Annotated in this window: 15 protein-coding genes; 12 read left to right on the top strand and 3 right to left on the bottom strand. The window is 44.2% G+C overall.

The features are described from left to right. The first annotated feature begins 455 nt into the window (after positions 1-455). The 8 genes from R8O70_RS03530 (at position 456) to R8O70_RS03495 (ending at position 11,282) form a co-directional block, all read left to right on the top strand. Entirely contained in the window at positions 456-1,253 is a 798-nt protein-coding gene (locus R8O70_RS03530; RefSeq protein ID WP_025768373.1) for an SH3 domain-containing protein, read from the top strand. A gap of 152 nt (positions 1,254-1,405) precedes the next feature. Further along, positions 1,406-1,954 (top strand): phosphatase PAP2 family protein, encoded by a 549-nt coding sequence (locus R8O70_RS03525; protein WP_262628071.1) that lies wholly within the window; start codon positions 1,406-1,408, stop codon positions 1,952-1,954. A 3-nt stretch (positions 1,955-1,957) separates the two neighbouring features. Beyond that, positions 1,958-3,004: an MJ1255/VC2487 family glycosyltransferase gene (locus tag R8O70_RS03520; RefSeq protein WP_005379691.1), complete on the top strand. Its 1,047-nt coding sequence runs from the start codon at positions 1,958-1,960 to the stop codon at positions 3,002-3,004. Between the two features lie 555 nt (positions 3,005-3,559). After that, complete coding sequence (gene calR / locus R8O70_RS03515) at positions 3,560-4,519, top strand: LysR family transcriptional regulator CalR (protein WP_005379693.1); 960 nt, start codon at positions 3,560-3,562, stop codon at positions 4,517-4,519. A 293-nt stretch (positions 4,520-4,812) separates the two neighbouring features. Continuing rightward, entirely contained in the window at positions 4,813-6,621 is a 1,809-nt protein-coding gene (locus R8O70_RS03510; RefSeq protein WP_033906039.1) for an AMP-dependent synthetase/ligase, read from the top strand. Positions 6,622-7,070: 449 nt separating this feature from the next. Continuing rightward, complete coding sequence (locus R8O70_RS03505) at positions 7,071-8,795, top strand: acetolactate synthase 3 large subunit (protein ID WP_005379695.1); 1,725 nt, start codon at positions 7,071-7,073, stop codon at positions 8,793-8,795. A 1-nt stretch (position 8,796) separates the two neighbouring features. After that, positions 8,797-9,291, top strand: a complete 495-nt coding sequence (ilvN, locus tag R8O70_RS03500; RefSeq protein ID WP_005379697.1) for an acetolactate synthase small subunit — start codon at positions 8,797-8,799, stop codon at positions 9,289-9,291. A gap of 110 nt (positions 9,292-9,401) precedes the next feature. Beyond that, positions 9,402-11,282, top strand: a complete 1,881-nt coding sequence (locus tag R8O70_RS03495) for a GGDEF domain-containing protein (RefSeq protein ID WP_005379698.1) — start codon at positions 9,402-9,404, stop codon at positions 11,280-11,282. A 54-nt stretch (positions 11,283-11,336) separates the two neighbouring features. On the opposite strand, the gene R8O70_RS03490 is transcribed toward R8O70_RS03495, so the two are convergent. Continuing rightward, on the bottom strand, positions 11,337-12,023 hold the full coding sequence (locus R8O70_RS03490; protein ID WP_138938981.1) for a GntR family transcriptional regulator: 687 nt from the start codon (positions 12,021-12,023) through the stop codon (positions 11,337-11,339). A 157-nt stretch (positions 12,024-12,180) separates the two neighbouring features. Further along, positions 12,181-13,593, bottom strand: coding sequence for a pyruvate kinase PykF (gene pykF / locus R8O70_RS03485; RefSeq protein ID WP_258624968.1), 1,413 nt, complete (start codon positions 13,591-13,593; stop codon positions 12,181-12,183). Between the two features lie 433 nt (positions 13,594-14,026). On the opposite strand from pykF, the gene R8O70_RS03480 reads away from it, so the two are divergent. Next, positions 14,027-14,788: a DeoR/GlpR family DNA-binding transcription regulator gene (locus R8O70_RS03480; RefSeq protein ID WP_005379701.1), complete on the top strand. Its 762-nt coding sequence runs from the start codon at positions 14,027-14,029 to the stop codon at positions 14,786-14,788. 110 nt (positions 14,789-14,898) lie between these two features. Next, positions 14,899-16,731 carry a glutamine--fructose-6-phosphate transaminase (isomerizing) gene (gene glmS, locus R8O70_RS03475; RefSeq protein ID WP_005379702.1) on the top strand — a complete coding sequence of 611 codons (1,833 nt, stop codon included), beginning with the start codon at positions 14,899-14,901 and terminating at the stop codon, positions 16,729-16,731. 86 nt (positions 16,732-16,817) lie between these two features. Here the strand turns inward: glmS and R8O70_RS03470 are convergent, their stop codons facing one another. Further along, the gene (locus tag R8O70_RS03470) at positions 16,818-17,900 is read right to left on the bottom strand and encodes a glycerol dehydrogenase (protein WP_005379703.1); all 1,083 of its coding nucleotides are present in this window, start codon (positions 17,898-17,900) and stop codon (positions 16,818-16,820) included. Positions 17,901-18,253: 353 nt separating this feature from the next. Between R8O70_RS03470 and dhaK the strand changes: the two genes are divergently transcribed. Next, a complete protein-coding gene (gene dhaK, locus R8O70_RS03465) occupies positions 18,254-19,312 on the top strand; it encodes a dihydroxyacetone kinase subunit DhaK (protein WP_005379704.1) in 1,059 nt (352 codons plus the stop codon). Positions 19,313-19,327: 15 nt separating this feature from the next. Next, a complete protein-coding gene (gene dhaL / locus R8O70_RS03460) occupies positions 19,328-19,963 on the top strand; it encodes a dihydroxyacetone kinase subunit DhaL (protein WP_258488302.1) in 636 nt (211 codons plus the stop codon).

Raw genomic sequence — 19,963 nt, 5'->3', positions numbered from 1 at the left:
ATAAAAAAACCCGCATTCTCATGCGGGTTCTTAGAAATTGGTGTGGTTATTTTTCTTCCACAGCCTACCCGCGCGAACTGGTCACGATCAGGAGGAGGCTAAGCAGGATAGAAAAATGAGCTGACATAGTTGTTAAGCTTTCCACATAATTAAGTTAACAAATTAGTACCGCACTCCATGAAGCGCGTCAACCCTAAAGTCGATTTTTTATTCATATCGGATGAGTCTTTTCGTTTGCTTGAAAAAAATGATGCACTAAGTGAAACAACATGATGCGATAGAAACGTGCTAGAAGAAGTAAGTTCTCATCAAGTTTGCGACGTTTCATTACCAAAACAAGCATCGGGATTGCGACTTGTCACACAAAGGTCCGAATTGTTTGGCAAAAGTTTTGAATGACCATTTATAGTAGTGCAGTTGCACTAGGTAAAAGAAATATAAGGGTTAGGGAAAGAATGAGGTTAACAAAACAATTTGGACGTTCAGCCATAGTACTTACTCTGGTCAGCTTGTCGGGTTGTCAGCTGTTTCAATCGCAGACCTATGTGGAAGTGGCTTCCCCCGTTGTTATGAATGATCACTCACAGAGCGTCATGGTCATCAATGATCAAATGGATCGATTTTTGAGTTATGAAGGACGCGAATCGTTCTTGAATCAGATGCTTGTTGCCCTTGAGTCTGACAGCCGAAATAAGTTTAAAGGTAAAGATCCGGAAACGTATTCTTGGTGGAAGATCCGTGTCCAGCCTAGTGAGAAACAGCAAGCGGAAGTTTTCCGACCAACCACTGAAGGTGTCGATACCTCAAACCCAGTAGAGTTTATGGATGTCTCTTACCGCTCTAAGACCACATTAAACCTACGCTCCAAACCGAGTCTTGAAGGGGCAAAGCTTGGCGTATTATCGAAAGGGGAAGTCTTTAATGTGCTAGCAAAAGTGGTTGATCAACCTTGGTTTCTCGTTGAACAGAAAGGAGTGATAAAAGGTTATGTCCATAAGGATTATGCGCGCAGCAATGTGATAAATCGTGACATTTTATCTACTCAGCCTAACCCTCTACTAGAGCCTAACTCGAGTAAAACGGAGAAAACGAGTATAGAGCATGAACTGTCGGGAAACTATACTTGCCGCTCACTGAGCTATGAGCTAACAAAAGATGGTGACATGACGACAGGCTCTTTGCGCGCCTGCCGCAAGAAGAGAAAAGTCTGGTATATAGACACCCCTCAACCGCAACCATCAAACCCTTCTTAATGTTCTATTTTTATGGTTATGCCCAATAGATAAATCGTTGGGCACACCTTAATTTGGCCTTTGTCATTAATTGTCCAAACTCCCGTCATGCTGTTGTCACCTAAACCTCCTACTTTTCACAAAAAGGCGTTGTCAAAGTAAGGAAAGGTCACATGAGAACCATAGAGACAATTACACAGCCAATTGCAACCATTGCTAAGTTTGATTTAGCGCTCTCTAGTGTTTGTCTTAAGCACCGTTTTAATCAACAAGTCGCCAATATCAGTAAAGGAGTTTCCCACAGTGGTGACGGGCATCTTTACTTGGTGTTGGGGTTATTAGCTTGGTATTTAGATAAGGAGCAAGGAGTCTGGTTTTTACTGGCGGGTTTACTTGCTTTTGCTATCGAGCTACCAATTTATTGGACGCTGAAAAATAGTTTTAAGCGTCGTCGCCCTGAAGAGCTTAGTGCACTCCTTCCTGCTTTTATTACCCCCTCTGATCGCTATAGTCTTCCTTCAGGACACACTGCCGCTGCGTTTGTCATAGCGACGCTGATTGATCATTTCTATCCGAGCCTAGGCGTTGCTGCATTCTTTTGGGCAAGTTTAATCGGAACCGCGCGAATCTTATTGGGTGTGCACTTTTTTACCGATGTCATCATTGGTGCACTGCTTGGCAGTCTTTGTGGTGGATTAGCGATTGCGATGTTAGGAGGCTAATTGATGAAAATCTTGTACGGTGTTCAAGGGACAGGAAACGGACATATTGCACGCGCAAGGGCGATGAGTCATGCGTTTAAAGAGCACGATGTTGAGGTCGACTTTTTGTTTTCTGGGCGAGCGCCGGAAAAATACTTTTCAATGGAAGCATTTGGCGATTACCAGACTCGCCGAGGCTTCACCTTTATTACCGAAAAAGGCTCTGTAAACTACGCGAAAACAGCATTGAATAACAATTTGGTGCAGTTTTTCAAAGAAGTTAAGCAACTCGATCTATCGTCCTACGATCTTATCATTAATGATTTCGAACCTGTGACTGCGTGGGCAGCGAGACAACAAAATAAGCCTTCTATTGGTATCAGCCACCAAAATGCTTTCCGTTATCCGGTGCCACTAAAGGGAGCAAGTTGGTTAGATAAATCCGTCATTGAATACTTTGCGCCTTCTCAACACCACCTTGGTTTGCATTGGCATCATTTTGATCAACCTTTGTTACCACCGATAGTGCATACCGTCGATAGCCAAGCAGAAAACGACGACTTCGTGTTGGTGTATCTACCGTTCGAATCGATTGAAGATATCTCGGACTTATTGTTCCACTTTAATCAACAAGCGTTTATCTGTTATCACCCGGATGTGATCGAATGTGAGCAGGTAGAAAACATAGAACTGCGCCCTTTATGCCACAGCAACTTCCAGCATCATTTGCATCGCTGTAGTGGTGTCATTGCTAATGGTGGGTTTGAGCTTCCTTCAGAAGCCTTGTCTTTGGGGAAAAAATTGTTACTAAAGCCACTCGCGGGTCAATTCGAGCAGCAGAGCAATGTTGCGACCTTAGAAGATTTAGGGCTTGCGATGTCGATGGAGAGCTTAGACATTTCCGCAGTACGCCAGTGGCTAAAGGAGCAACAAGCCGAAAGTGTGAAATACCCAGATGTTGCTCAGGCTATTGTTCATTGGGTACTGCAAGGTGCATGGGATTCAAAAGCAGAGTTATCCAGACAGCTGTGGGAGCAGGTTGATTTTCCAAGTTACGTGTCGAACATTTAAGTACGTTGTTCTAAGTACATTGTTCCTTCCATTTTTGACACGATTTTGTTGCAGCCTTTCTGTTTGGAAGGCTGCATTTTTATTCTTCCTCTCTCATTTCTATTCAGTGTGTATTTGCTGATAATTTGACTGATAAGTGCAAAATTCAATCAAAGATATAGCTGTCATCTGTTGTTCTTATTCCAACTAATAACTGAGCTAAATGCATGCTTGTGTTGACCGCCTGTCCTATCAATTTGCTAAATACGTCCTCAAAGAATGCATTTTTACGTGTTTTATAGTTTTTTATGTTTTTATCAAGTCTTTGTTATTTAATAAATAAATACCTAATTGGCTAAAATTTACTGATTAAATATCAATCTAGTTGCGAAACCGCAATCGATTAGTTGATAGTACAGTTCGAGCCGGAAGTATCCGGACGATAAATATAATAAAAAGTTAGGTTATCTATTCGTAAAATGATTCGAATCCAGCCGCCGTCTTTTGTGCGAGATGGGATTCTATTCGTTATGAATTTAATGAACAAAGTTGACGATTACAAAAGAGGCGCACTCAATGTTAGAGAAGAAAGACGCGATGAGCGCAATTGCTAGCTACCGTATGGAAAGCACTTTGCGTGGTGTAGATTTAAACCTACTGACTGTATTTGATGCTGTAATGCAAGAGCAAAATATTACTCGTGCAGCACATAACCTAGGCATGTCTCAACCGGCGGTAAGTAACGCCGTGGCACGCTTAAAAGTGATGTTTAACGACGAGCTATTCATGCGCCAAGGCCGTGGTATTCAGCCTACGCAACGAGCACGTCAACTGTTTGGTCCTATTCGCCAAGCACTACAGCTGATTCGCAATGAACTTCCTAGCTCTGTATTCCAACCAGAATCTTCGACTCGCTTGTTCAAGCTTGCGATTTGCAGCCCTTGTGACATGCGTTTTGCTCCGAAGATCATGGCAAAAGTGAATCAACAAGCACCAAACGTTCAGCTTCACCTAGATGCAGAATTTGACCGTTTGTTGTCTGAGCGTATGCGCTACCAAGAAATTGATTTCGTGATCGACTACGCTCGTTTTGATGAGCAAGGTTTCTCAAGTACTGAAATCTTCAAAGATGAATTAGTGGTTATCGCATCAAAAACCCACCCACGCATTCAAGGTGGTGTGACGGCTGAGCAACTGCTTAACGAAAAGCATGCGAAGTTATCGAAAGTGCATGGCCAACGTAGTTTCTCAGAGCAAGCGTACCGTGAACTGGATTGCCAAGCGGCGTATGAAGGTTCTAGTTTAAGCAACCTACTATACGTGGTGGGTCAATCTGAGCTTGTGACTATTGCACCACGTTGGATGGCGGAAAATGCGGTAAACAGCGATCAACTGCAAATTCTTGATTTCCCATTTGCGAACAAAGAAATCAGCGGATTCTTAAGCTGGCATGAATCAAGTGAAAAAGATAAAGGCCACATTTGGCTGCGCGATCAACTGATGATCACTTGTGGTGAAGTCGTTGCCGCAAAATAAGATGACGTTTGGTCTTCTCGATTAGACCATATTGGTAATCATCAATTTTTACAATTCATTGGTCCCCGAGCGATTTTTGTCTCTCGGGGCTTTTTGTTTTCTTAATAAACAATCTAAACAGTAAGTTAAATAGAGTAATCATTCAGCAATTTGAGGTACGTTCGCGACGTATAAGTGATAGTTGTCTCTTATTAGTGATAAGTTTGATACTGGTCAGTTGCGTTTTAGCAAGCCGTGAGTACACTTGTTCGCTCAATTAGCTTACGCCTGTAAGCCAAAAGGTAAGTAAAAGAATGGCCAAGTTAGATTTTCATATCGTTAAACGTATTCGTGAACAAATTGCGAACGGTGGTACACGCGTTGCACTCAAGCATAAAGTGGGTGAGGAGTGGCAAGGTATTACGTGGACGCAATTTGGTCAGCAAGTTGATGCTTTATCACTTGCACTTTTGGCTCAGGGATTAGGAGTCCAAGATAAGATCGGCATTTTCTCGAACAACATGCCGCAATGGACGATCGCTGATATCGCAGCACTGCAATTACGCAGCGTGACAGTACCTATTTACCCAACCAATACTGCCGCCCAGTCGGCGTACATCATTAACAATGCAGACGTCAAAGTTCTGTTTGTTGGTGAACAGCCTCAATTTGATGCAGCAGTGAGCATTTTCGACCAGTGCGAACAGTTAGAGCTCATTGTTGCGATGTCTGATGATATAGAACTTGGCGATCATGATTTCGTTATCTCTTGGCAAGCATTTGTTGCCAAAGGCGACACTACATATCAAGTTGAATTGGACGCGCGTTTAGATCAGGCAAAAGAAGATGATCTACTCACGCTCATCTACACCTCGGGTACAACAGGACAGCCAAAAGGCGTTATGTTGGACTACGCAAACATTGCGGCGCAATTGGAAGGGCACGATCAGCGCTTGAGCCTTTCTCAAAGTGACGTGTCATTATGTTTCCTTCCGTTGTCACACGTATTTGAGCGCGCTTGGACCTTTTATGTATTGTACAAAGGGGCGACCAACTGCTATTTGCAAGACACCATGCAAGTACGTGATGCACTGAGCCAGGTGCGACCTACCGTGATGTGTGCCGTACCGCGTTTCTATGAGAAGATCTTCTCTGCGATTCACGAGAAAGTGTCTCGCGCGCCGATTCACCGTAAGATCATGTTTACTTGGGCAGTCAACATGGGCGCAAAAATGGCCGCTTGTCATCAAGAAAAACGTCAGCCATCGCTCTTGCTGCGTAAGTCATACGCTTTGGCGGATAAGTTGGTTCTGAGCAAACTGCGTGCGCTACTTGGCGGGCAAATCAACTTTATGCCTTGTGGCGGTGCAAAGTTGGATGAAACCATCGGTCGATTCTTCCATGCGATTGGTATCAACGTTAAGTTGGGCTACGGTATGACTGAAACCACGGCGACAGTATCGTGTTGGGATGATAAATGTTTTAACCCCGACTCTATTGGTATGTCGATGCCTGGCGCACAGGTTAAGATCGGCGAAAACAACGAGATTCTGGTTCGTGGTCCAATGGTGATGCGTGGCTATTACAAAATGCCAGAAGAGACGGAAAAGACCTTTGATGAGCACGGTTTCCTAAAAACGGGCGACGCTGGTTACATTGATGAAAATGGCAACTTGTTCATCACCGATCGTATCAAAGAGTTGATGAAAACTTCAGGTGGTAAATACATCGCTCCACAAATGATTGAAGGTGCGATTGGTAAAGACCACTTCATCGAGCAAATCGCAGTCATTGCGGATACTCGTAAGTTTGTTTCTGCGCTTATCGTGCCTTGTTATGACTCGCTAGAAGAGTACGCGAAAGAGCTGAATATCAAATATCACGATCGCGTTGAGTTGATTAAGCACCACCAGGTGGTCGAAATGCTTGAGAAGCGGGTGAACGATCTTCAAAAAGAGTTGGCAAAGTTTGAACAAGTGAAGAAGTTTAAACTGTTACCAAGAGCTTTCTCTATGGATGATGGTGAGTTAACGCCAACTCAAAAACTTCGTCGTAAAGTCATCAATGACAAATACCAAGATGAAATTGAAGAAATGTATAAGGAAAAGTCGGATAAAAAGTAACTTAAGCTGACTTAGATTTTATATTGATGAAAAAATCCCCAGTGATGTGATCGCGCATTGCTGGGGATTTTTGTTTGTATTGATTTTTTCTGTTCTGCTCGTCAAATAACGCTATTTCGCCCTCTGTAGCTAAAATCTTATGAAATAATGTTCTTTTTTTGAGCGTTAATTTTTTAGGTTGTACTGTGAAATAGGAGATGTGTGGCTGCTATTCCTACTAACATTCTAATTACTAGTATCTTGTTTAAAAAGTAGACCAATCTCTCATTAGACCCTTTGATAATAAAACGTTACATTTGTTGGGTAACCTTGCGGGATGTTATGACGAACGCAAGACATAGCCGAAAACGTGGAAGTATTTCGATTAGGCTACGAATAAGACCTAGACTATGTAAAACCAGACCAATCCGTTGACCTTACGGTGAGGAAACTGGCTAAGGAGAGCAATTATGACAGCAATGTTGTCAGGCGCAGAGATGGTGGTTCAATCTCTGATAGAAGAGCACGTAGAGCAGATCTTTGGCTACCCAGGTGGCTCTGTTTTGGATATCTACGATGCACTGCATGCCAAAACCGATCAAATCAAACACGTACTTGTAAGGCATGAGCAAGCCGCCACTCATATGGCAGATGGTTACGCTCGAGCTACCGGTAAACCGGGTGTCGTACTTGTGTGCTCGGGGCCGGGCGCGACCAATACCATTACTGGTATTGCCACGGCTTATATGGACTCTATCCCAATGATCGTTATCTCGGGTAACGTACCGAATAGCCTAATTGGTAATGATGCTTTCCAAGAGTGTGACATCGTCGGTGTCTCCCGCCCAGTGGTCAAACACAGCTTTTTAGTAAAAAAAGCGGAAGATATTCCTGAAACAATCAAAAAAGCGTTTTATATCGCGACTACGGGTCGACCTGGTCCAGTTGTGATTGATTTGCCAAAAGATGTGATGAACCCGCAAATCAAACTGCCTTATCAATATCCAGAAACGCTTTCAATGCGTTCTTACAAGCCGACAACTTCGGGCCATAAAGGCCAGATTAAAAAAGCGCTTAAGTCGCTATTAGAAGCGAAAAAACCAGTGCTTTATATCGGTGGTGGTGCGGTGATTTCTGGCGCTCATGAACATATTTTAGAGCTTTCCGACAAACTGAACCTACCCGTTGTGAGTACTTTGATGGGCTTGGGGGCATTCCCGGGTACACATAAAAACTCACTGGGCATGTTGGGTATGCACGGCACTTACGAAGCTAATATGGCAATGCATGAAGCGGATCTTATTTTTGGTATCGGTGTGCGTTTTGATGACCGTACAACCAACAACCTTGAAAAGTACTGCCCAAACGCAAAAGTGATGCATATTGATATCGATCCGTCATCGATCTCGAAAAACGTGAAAGTGGATTTGCCGATCGTAGGTTCTGCGGAAAAAGTGCTGACAACCATGCTCGGGCTGCTTGCAGAGCAAGGTAGTGGAAATGATCAAGATGCTATCACTGCTTGGTGGGATGACATTCAAGTATGGCGTGACCGCAACTGCTTGTCTTATGAAACCTCTCCAGAACGAATCAAGCCACAGCAAGTAATTGAAACGCTGCACAAGCTAACTAATGGTGACGCATATGTGGCGTCTGATGTGGGCCAGCATCAGATGTTTGCGGCGCTGTACTACCCATTCAATAAGCCGCGCCGTTGGATAAACTCTGGTGGTCTTGGCACCATGGGATTTGGTCTTCCGGCTGGCATGGGCGTGAAGTTTGCCATGCCACAAGAAGAGGTCGTGGTTGTGACTGGTGACGGCAGTATTCAGATGAATATTCAAGAATTGTCGACAGCCATGCAATACGACATTCCAGTGAAGATCATCAACCTGAACAACCGATTCTTAGGCATGGTAAAACAGTGGCAAGACATTATTTATCAAGGCCGTCACTCTAATTCTTACATGAGTTCTGTTCCTGACTTTGCAGCGATTGCAGAAGCTTATGGTCACGTCGGTATTCGTATCGAAACGCCTGATCAGCTCGAAGAAGGGCTACAAAAAGCGTTGGATATGAAAGATCGTCTGGTGTTTGTGGACATCAACGTAGACGAAACCGAACACGTATACCCGATGCAAATCAAAGGTGAGGGTATGGATAAAATGTGGCTAAGCAAAACGGAGAGAACTTAATATGAGACACATTATTTCATTGCTATTGGAAAACCAACCAGGTGCGTTGTCTCGTGTTGTTGGTTTGTTCTCTCAACGTGGTTACAACATTGAATCTTTGACGGTGTCACCGACTGATGATGAAACCCTGTCGCGAATGAACATTACCACGACATCTGATGAGATGCAGTTGGAACAAATTCAGAAGCAGTTACACAAATTGATCGATGTGCTGAAAGTGCAAGAAGTCACCGAGTATGAGCACATTGAGCGTGAACTGATGATGGTGAAAGTGAAAGCCAGTGGTTTTGCGCGAGCAGAAGTGAAGCGGACGGCAGACATCTTTCGTGGCCAGATCGTGGATGTCACGGCTTCCCAATACACCGTACAACTTGCGGGTACGAGTGAAAAGCTAGATGCCTTCATTCAAGCGATATCCGAAGTGACCGAAGTTGTCGAAGTTGCTCGTAGTGGTGTCGTTGGCATTGCGCGAGGAGAGCGAGCCCTCAAACCTTAACTCTCTGATTGCATATAGAAAAGCCACTTAATCTAAGTGGCTTTTTTGTTTAGAAAATAACAATTAATGATATAATTGTCGTTTTAGTAAGCATGATAGGCATTAGACGTGTGAAAGTACCTAAGCGAGTCGGCACCTTATTGGCGACAGCACTATTTTTTAGTGCACTCACTGCCGCTTACTACTATCAGAAATATCTGACGTTGTTAGAAAACAATGTTGAGAACACCGCTCAAGAAGCGTTACATCAATTGGCCTATACTGGCCGTGAATACAGCAATATTCAGGATCAAATCGAAACGATCAGTGACCTACTTGGTCACAGCCAAAGTCTGTATGAATATCTGCGCCAACCTAACCGGGTGAACCGTTCCATCTTAGAAGACATGTGGATCTCGGTCGCAATCAATCAAAAGTTGTATAAGCAAATTCGCTTTCTTGATGTTTCTGGTCGAGAAAAAGTGAGGATTAATTATGAGATTGAAACAGGCGCTGCGTTGCCCGCGATCAAATTGCAAAATAAGTCAGAGCGAGATTACTTTCAATTCGCTAAGAACTTAGACGATGGCGAAATCGCTTCGTGGGGGATAGGTTTAGAACGAGAGTATGGCGAGTTAGTCTATCCCTATAGCCCGTCACTGCGCATTTTGATGCCTATTTCGCTTAACGGAAAGCGCGAAGGGTATCTCGTCCTTAATGTTGATATTGACTATTTATCTTCTCGACTCAACTATTCGTCAGTGCTTGATTTCCATATTGAGCTGATTAAGAGTGACGGATTTTACATTGATAGCCCTAAATCAGCTCGTTTGTATGGCCATATAATTCCCGCTCGCTCTCAATTTAATTTTGGCCGGATGTACCCAAACATTTGGCGTAGTTTAAATTCAAAAGATTCGGGCTATGCTTACAATGGTTCGAATTTGGTCGCGTATCGCACCATCCAGTTTGTTTCTAGCGAACCTCTTCATCTGGTTATTGATCTTACCAATGAGCAGTTATTATCCCGAGCTCAGAGGGATATTGATGACTTAATCCAAGAAGCGTTTTTTGTTCTAAGTTTGGTGCTCGGCTTCACTTTGCCGACGGCAGCCCTTGCTCTGCATTATCGGCGTCATAGTATGGAATCGAAGTTGGCTCGAGCTGCTCTTGATGGTATGACTGCGGTGATGATCTCGGATGCTTCACATAGAATCATCATGGTTAATCAAGAGTTTGAAAACATGATGGGTTACTCAACCAAGCATGCCCAAGGTTGGAGTGCACATCATTTAATTCTCTTACCTGAAGATCTCGAAGCAAACCTGAGTATCTGGAAAACACTGAAGAGTGAACACGTATGGGAAGGGGAGATTCGTTGTCGAACTAAGTTTAATCAAGTCTTTACTGCAATAATGCGTATTCAGGCGAATTTAACCAAATCAGGTAAAGTGAGTTATTACATTACGTCGCTGGTGGATATCTCTGGGCAAAAAGAGTTAGAAGAAAAATTACGAAACCTAAGCGAAAAAGATGGCTTGACGGGGTTGTGGAACCGCCGAAAATTTGAAGAGCAATTGGCGCAATATGCGGGGATTATTGAACGCTATCCTGATAGCCCTCCTGCTTGTTTGGCGTTGTTTGATATTGACCACTTTAAACGTATTAATGACGAGCTTGGCCACGACGAAGGAGACAAGGTGATTTGTAGTGTCGCAGAGACCCTCCTAGAAGAAGTCCGCAGCACAGACTTTGTATCTCGTGTCGGTGGTGAGGAATTTGCAGTGATTATGCCGCATACAACACTAGAAGAGGCTGAAATTGTATTGAACAGGCTACGTGTCGCGGTTCAAATGCGTAGTGATAGAGGCATTACTGTCAGTGCTGGGTATAGTGATTTAACCTCTGATCGTACAAGAACGTATAAATGTGCTGATATTGCTTTGTATGAGTCAAAAAGTGCAGGGCGTAACTGCGTATCGCTATGTCATAGTTATGATGATATTGCTTAGTGCTTTTACAAAAACGAAAAAACGGGGATAGACCCCCGCTTTTTAGTCTCAGCGTTATTCTCTAGCCAGTATGCGACATTGGTTGTCGATGGCGGCTTCGATACACTGTATTGACTGTCTCAAATAACGCTCTAGATAACCTAAAGCATCCTGACTCTTTTTGTCTAGCGATGCCTTCATCAGCATTTCTTGCTCATCGAGATTACAGTGCCCAGGGTTCCCTGTGCCTAAAATCTGCATCGCGAAGTATTGGTAGCGTTTAATTTGCGTGAGTAGATCGCGGAAAAAACCAAACATATTGACAGAGCCAGCACCTTCAAACAGCGCAGTAAGAAACTGATTTTGGCGCTCTTCCCATTCCCTCCAACAAAAGCTTTCGCCAGGTTTTACTCGGGATAACTTGTGATAAGCAGTTAGTACATCCAGTTCCCATTTTTCATCGCCAATCATAATTGCCTTACTGAGTAAGCATGCGGAGACCATTTGCAGGCTTTCGTACAAGTCATGTAACTCATCTTTACATACAGGTGCAACCCAGCAGCCTTTTTGCGGCTCGAGTTTGACGTATTTGCTCCAAGATAATTGCACCAATGCTTCTCGAATGGGTGACGCTCCTACGTTGTACTTCTCTTTGAGTTCGGCAACCACGAGTTTTTGACCTGGTTTAAGCTCGCCATCGAGAATATCCTGACGGATCATTCTTAATACTTTGTCGGTAAGAGTGGGACTAGACACATACACCTCATAGAAACTTTAATCGTGACGATAAAATTAAACAGTACGAAATTCTGATAGAGGTAAATAATACAATTAGCCTATTATGAGAGCAAGAAAGCCATATAAAAAAGGAGGGCATAAGCCCTCCTTCTCAAGAAACTGAAGTGTTAAAAGTTCAGTCTTATAGTACGTGTACAGAAGCTGTGTTCGTAGTACCTGAAGCAACTAGAGCGCCAGAAACCATAACAACGATATCGCCTTTGTTACCTAGACCTGATTCTAGAGCAAGTTCTTTACCCGCTACGTAGAATGCGTCAGTGCTTTCGATTGAATCAACAACTACTGGAGTAACACCTTTAGTTAGAACTAGCTGTGCAGCAGTTTTCTTGTTAGTTGTTAGCGCTAGGATGTTTGCAGTTGGGAAGTACTTACGTACTGAACGTGCAGACTTACCACCTTCAGTTGCAACAACGATAAGTGGAGCAGCTAGTTTCTCAGCTGTGTCTACTGCACCTTTACATACTGCTTCAGTGATACGTAGGCGTGGGCTGTCTAGACGAGAACCTAGTTCAGCTTTTAGCGCTGAGTCAGTACGGTTCGCGATTTGAGCCATGATAGTTACCGCTTCAACAGGGTATTTACCTTTCGCCGTTTCACCAGAAAGCATTACTGCGTCAGTACCGTCCATTACCGCGTTAGCAACGTCGCCTGCTTCCGCACGAGTAGGACGTGGGTTGTTGATCATAGAATCAAGCATTTGAGTTGCTGTGATAACCATCTTACGTGCACGGTTACATTTCTCGATCATCATTTTCTGAGCGAAGATTACTTCTTCAGCTGGGATTTCAACACCTAGGTCACCACGTGCAACCATGATGCCGTCAGAAAGCTCTAGGATCTCGTCGAAGTTATCAACACCTTCTTGGTTTTCGATCTTAGAGATGATGTGGATGTTCTCGCCGCCGTTTGCAGCAAGTACTTCACGGATTTCTTGAACGTCAGACGCTTTGCGGATGAAAGAAGCTGCTACGAAGTCAACGCCTTGCTCACAACCAAATTTAAGGTCGTTCTTATCTTTTTCAGATAGTGCAGGTAGGTTTACAGAAACGCCAGGAAGGTTAACACCTTTGTTTTCGCCTAGTGCACCGTTGTTAAGAACTTTACATTTAACTTCAGTTTCAGTCTTAGAGATAACTTCCATCTCGATTAGACCGTCGTCTACTAGGATAGTGTTACCTACGTTTAGGTCTGCTGCGAAACCAGCGTAAGTTACTGCAACTTTATCTTTGTTACCTAAAACTGAAGTGTCAGTTGTGAAAGTGAATTCTTGACCTGCTACTAGATCAACATCGTTACCGCCTTCTAGCTTGATAGTGCGGATTTCTGGACCTTTAGTATCTAGAAGAATTGCTAGTGGTTTGCCAGTAGCTTCCATTACTTTACGGAAGTTCGCGATACGAGTGCCGTGTTCTTCGTAGTCACCGTGAGAGAAGTTAAGGCGCATTACGTTCATGCCTGCGTTAACTAGTTCAGTTAGCTTCTCTACAGATTCTGTTTTAGGGCCAATCGTACATACGATTTTGGTCTTTTTCATGGAAGATACTCTCCGGTAAGTATAGTTACAATTTGAAAGTCGGTTATTTACTCTGAAGTCAGGACGTTTTTGATGACATTTAGTACCTGTCACCCACCGATTTTTCGTCTCATTATTAGAACTTCAGATTCTGAAAGTCTTTCACCAAGTTTAGTCATTTTATGACTAAAAGATCGGCGATTTTGGTTACCTTTTTGTGACTAATCCCACTTTATATGCAGAAAGTTGCAAAAAAATAGCCTTCAATTCTGTAATTTTTTTTCTTTTCGGTGGCGAATTCTACCACTGAATGAATCCAATATCACTGTTTAAGAATTGTCTTAGGACAAGGTTTTATCGAGAAATATTAATTTTTTGGATCGAAATAAATGGACTTAAAAGTTTCGGTTTGACTATAATAAGTTTCACATCGAAACTTAAAATCAAAACTTAAATGTCGAAACGAAATACTCAATTAAGAAGACACGCCATTTCTAACTTGGTTTCTGAACTAGGAGAAGTCAGCGTTGATGAACTTGCTCAGAAATTCGAAACCTCAGAGGTCACGATTAGAAAGGATTTAGCTTCTTTAGAGAAAAACGGCCAACTTCTACGCCGCTATGGCGGTGCGATTGCTATCCCAAAGGAAGTCATTCACGAAGAATTGGGCGCTAATGTTTCGACTCGAAAGTTAAGCTTAGCAAAAGCAGCTGCATCATTGATTCGCGATCATAATCGCATCGTGATCGACAGTGGCAGCACGACTGCCGCGCTGATTCAACAGTTGAATGACAAACGTGGCTTAGTGGTCATGACCAACTCGTTGCATGTTGCTAACGCCCTAAATGAATTAGAGAGCGAACCGACACTGCTGATGACTGGCGGTACTTGGGATACGCACTCAGAGTCCTTTCAAGGCAAAGTGGCCGAATCTGTATTACGAGCTTACGACTTTGACCAACTATTCATCGGTGCGGATGGCATTGATCTCGAGCGTGGAACCACGACATTTAATGAGTTGGTTGGCTTAAGTAAGGTAATGGCAGAAGCGTCACGTGAAGTGATCGTAATGATCGAGTCCGAAAAAATCGGCCGTAAGATCCCAAACTTAGAGCTCGCTTGGCATCAAGTTGATGTGTTGGTGACCGATGCAGATATCCAAGCAGAGCATAAAGTACAGATTGAACAACATGGCGTGAAAGTCATTTGCGCCTAATAATGTAATCAGTTTCATATTTTACTTCCCTCTGGATAAAGGCCTTTGCTTGCTGCCTCTATTTGAAATCATGGCTAGGGAAGAACAAAACTACAAACGGAGATAAACACATGTGTGGAATCGTAGGTGCAGTAGCACAACGAGATGTTGCAGAAATTTTGGTTGAAGGTCTACGCCGCTTAGAGTACCGCGGTTACGACTCTGCTGGCGTTGCGGTTGTTGATGGCGAATCAAACCTAACGCGCGTTCGTCGCTTGGGTAAAGTACAAGAATTGGCTGATGCAGTAGAAGAAGCAAAAGTGATCGGCGGAACTGGTATTGCGCACACTCGTTGGGCGACGCACGGTGAACCTTCTGAAATCAATGCTCACCCACACATGTCTGGTGATATCGCAGTGGTCCATAACGGCATCATCGAAAACCATGAAGAGCTGCGTGAGCTGCTTCAATCTCGTGGCTACGTGTTTGAATCGCAAACGGACACAGAAGTTATCGCACACATGGTTGAGTGGGAACTTCGTACTTCAGAAACGCTATTAGAAGCGGTACAAAAAACAGCAAAACAACTTGAAGGCGCATACGGCACGGTAGCGTTGGATCGCAAAGACCCATCTCGCATCGTAGTAGCACGTTCAGGCAGCCCGATCGTGATCGGTTTTGGTGTAGGTGAAAACTTCCTAGCGTCTGACCAACTTGCATTACTTAACGTTACGCGCCGTTTCATGTACCTAGAAGAAGGGGACGTAGCAGAAATTACTCGCCGTGAAGTCACTGTGTTTGATGCAACGGGTGAGCCAGTTGAGCGTGAAATTGTTGAATCTAATGCAGAGCATGATGCAGGTGATAAAGGCCAATACCGTCACTTCATGCAAAAAGAAATCTATGAGCAACCTAAAGCGTTGATCAACACAATGGAAGGTCGTATCACGTCAGATTCTGTTGTGACAGACGCGATCGGTGTGCACGCGGCAGACATTCTAAGCAAAGTAGAACACGTACAAATCGTGGCGTGTGGTACGTCTTACAACGCAGGTATGACGGCACGTTACTGGTTTGAAGACATTGCAGGTGTTAGCTGTGATGTAGAAATTGCGTCTGAATTCCGTTACCGCAAGTTTGTGACTCGCCCAAACAGCCTATTGATCACGTTGTCTCAGTCTGGTGAAACCGCTGATACGCTAGCAGCACTTCGCCTAGCAAAAGAGAAAGGTTACATGGCAGCGATGACCATTTGTAACGTAGCTGGCTCTTCTCTGGTTCGTGAATCAGATTTTGCGTTCATGACTCGCGCTGGTGTTGAAATCGGTGTGGCTTCAACCAAAGCGTTCACGACTCAACTTTCTGCACTACTTATGCTGGTAACGGCACTGGGTAAAGAGCAAGGCCGCATCAGCAAAGAGAAAGAAAAAGAGATTGTTGAAGCGCTGCATGCACTTCCTAAGCAAATAAACGCGGCACTTTCTTTCGAGAAAGAAATTGAAGCACTAGCAACGGATTTTGCAGACAAGCACCACACATTGTTCCTAGGCCGTGGCGAGTTCTACCCAATCGCGATGGAAGCGTCTCTAAAACTGAAAGAGATCTCTTACATCCACGCAGAAGCGTACGCGGCGGGTGAACTAAAACACGGTCCTCTGGCTCTAATTGATGCTGACATGCCAGTTGTTGTGGTTGCACCAAGCAACGACCTACTTGAAAAGCTAAAATCAAACGTTGAAGAAGTGCGTGCGCGTGGCGGCCTTCTATACGTATTCGCAGATGCAGATGCAGGCTTCGAAGGCGATGAGACAATGAAGATCATCACGATGCCTCACGTTAGTGAAATCACGGCGGCGATCTACTACACCATCCCTATGCAGTTGCTGTCTTACTACGTAGCACTGATCAAAGGTACGGACGTAGACCAACCACGTAACCTAGCGAAAGCGGTGACGGTTGAGTAATTACGCTTAACAGCAAAAATCCTGAGCGGCACATGCGAGAGTATGTGCCGCTTTTTTATTTAAGCCCACTTTAAGGGGGGGGGGAGTTATTGACCCAACTGGTGAGCGGTTAGAATTGCAGAGTAGACATTTTCTGCCGTCACTGGGAATGGCATATTGTGGATGGTTTCTCCCTCGGCCGTTGAGGCTTCGGCGACCTCGCGCAACTTAGCGTGGTTAAGCTCTTTAACGCCCATATCAAATAAGTTGGTTGGTAGACCTACAGAGCGGCAGAATGCAAGAACCGTATTAATCTCTTCCATCGCTGCGTTTTCTAGTACCAGCTGAACTAGTGTGCCGAACGCGACTTTCTCACCATGATAGAGATGATGACACTCTTCAAGCTTAGTTAGGCCGTTATGAATAGCGTGAGCACCCGCTAGACCACTGCTTTCAAAACCGATACCGCTAAGGTATGTATTGGCTTCAATAATGTTTTCTACCGCTTTGGTGCTCACACCATTTTCTACTGCAGCTTTTGCTTTTACACCATCTTCAAGCAAGGTTTCATAGCAAAGTTTCGCAAGCGCTTGTGCTGAACGCGTCGCTAACCCACCAGCCATTGTTGCCTTACCAGAAGTCATGTTGGCACGAGCTTCAAAGTAGGTGGAAAGCGCGTCGCCCATCCCCGATACAAGTAAGCGAACAGGGGCTTTGGCGATGACTGACGTATCCATGATGACCATGTCTGGGTTTTTAGGGATCATCAAATATTCTGCAAATTCACCTTCAGGTGTGTATATCACCGCAAGCGCTGAGGTTGGCGCATCAGTCGAGGCAATCGTAGGAACCACCACGACAGGAATTTTTGTGTAAAACGCAACAGCCTTTGCTGTATCTAACGTTTTACCACCACCAATACCGACAATGACATCGTGTTTCTGAGTGGCACAAATGTCCGTGATGCGTTCAATCTCAACGCGTGAACATTCGCCACCAAAAATGTTCATAGTGAGTGGAAGCTTTTCGTCAGCAAAACTTTGTTTGACGTCATCACCAACCAGGTTAGTCACGAACTCATCGGCAATTACTAACGGACGTTCACCCAATGTTTTCACATAGTGAGCGATAGATGTAAGTACTTGTTCACCTTGGACGTATTTGCTTGGGCTGATAATAATTTTGTCCATAATTCAAACCTTTAACCTTTTTTATGTGTGTTTTGGACTGCAATGAATATCCATTGTAGGGATAAGGTTTATATTAGGTTTGGTGTGGTAAGTGGTGAAGGATATCTCTGGTTTTGTTCCATGCTTTTATGACCTCTGTGTCAAACCGACTGCCAGAAGTAATAAGAATCAGCATGCTTTATGGCGACGATCACTATTCAGGAAAATTTGTCGTTTTTCGTTTCATATTGAAACAATAATGCCGAAGTTTTTGTTTCAATATGAAACGGATTGATTTTTGTTGAGCACGCATTTTCTCTGTTTAAGATGAATTCATACCCTACATAAAAATATAAATGGAATGAGATAGAACGATGAAAAAGTTAATTAACCAAGTTGATGATGTTGTATTGCAGCAAATGGAAGGTCTGGCTTTATCTCGCCCAGAGCTAAAAGCGAACTACGAACCTCGTTACATGTGGCACGAGGAAACACCGGGGCAAGTGGCACTGGTTTCTGGTGGTGGCTGTGGTCATGAACCTTTGCACGCAGGTTTTATTGGTAAAGGCATGCTGACAGGCGCCTGCCCTGGAGAGGTATTTACTTCACCAACGCCAGATCAAATGTACGAATGTGGCAACCAAGTGAATACTGGTGAAGGCGTGCTATTTATCATTAAAAACTACACCGGAGACGTGTTGAACTTTGAAACGGCTGTGGAGCTGCTTCATACCGATGGCATCAAAGTTGGATCGGTGTTGGTGGATGACGATGTTGCAGTCAAAGACAGCCTGTATACCGCTGGTCGCCGTGGCGTAGCTGGAACGGTATTGGTTGAAAAGTTAGTTGGGGCTGCCGCGAGCAAAGGTTATTCGTTGGAGCAATGTGAAGCACTGGCTCGTCGCGTTAATAATCACTGTCGTTCATTTGGCGTGGCGCTTAATGCTTGTGTTGTACCCGCAGCAGGTAAACCATCTTTTGTTCTGGAAGATGATGAAGTGGAGTTTGGTGTTGGTATCCATGGTGAACCAGGTATCAAGCGAGTGAAATACACCGATGTCGATACGTTAGTGGATGAAATGTTTGCTGAAGTTGCTGAAAACACACCTTATCAGCGCACATTGCGTATTTGGAATCGTGACGAAGGTGAATGGGATGAAGTGGAATCCAGCATTGAGCCTTTCGCCGCTGAACACGACTACATCGTGATGGTGAATGGTATGGGTGGTACGCCAACTTCAGAGCTTTACGGAGTGTACCGCCGTCTGGCTCATAACTGCGAGCAAGCAGGGTTCCGTATCGTGCGTAATATGGTTGGTAACTTCTGTACGTCACTCGATATGGAAGGCGTTTCGATTACGTTGCTGAAGGCAGATAAAGAGATGTTGGAGCTGTTCGATGCTCCTGTCGATACGGCCGCGATCAAGTGGTAAGAGGGGGGAGCAAACATGCAAATTGACAAACAACATATCGTTCACTGGCTAGAGTTATGTGCAAAAACGTATCAAGAGAATCAAGATTTTCTGACCGACCTTGATCGTGATATTGGTGACGCAGACCATGGTCTCAATATGAACCGTGGCTTTAAAAAAGTTGCTGAAAAACTGCCGCAATTTGCGGACCAAAATATCGGCAGCATTCTCAAGAATACGGGCATGACCTTACTTTCTAGTGTTGGTGGGGCAAGTGGCCCGCTGTATGGCACGCTGTTTATTCGCACGGCTGCCGCTGTCGGAACCCGAGAGCAACTAACGTTTGAAGAGTTGGTCGATGCACTAAAAAGCGGTGTGGATGGCGTGGTGTCTCGTGGTAAAGCAGAGCTGGGTGATAAAACCATGTGTGATGTTTGGTTACCCGTTTTAGTTAGCGTGAAGGCGTCGTTAGAAAATGGCATGAGCGCCGATCACTTACTTAATGAAATGGTTGAGCTAGCAGAAACGAACGCGGTTGCCACGATTGAAATGTTGGCGAAAAAAGGGCGAGCAAGCTATTTAGGTGAACGCAGTATTGGTCACCAAGATCCCGGTGCAACCTCTTCTTTGTTAATGATTAAAGCACTACAGCAGGCAATAGCAGGTAATTAA

The sequence above is a fragment of the Vibrio sp. 779(2023) genome (assembly GCF_033344285.1).
Classification (GTDB): Bacteria; Pseudomonadota; Gammaproteobacteria; order Enterobacterales; family Vibrionaceae; genus Vibrio; species Vibrio alginolyticus.
The sequence above is the reverse complement of the archived record's forward strand: the minus strand, read 5'-3'. Positions and strand labels throughout refer to the sequence as shown.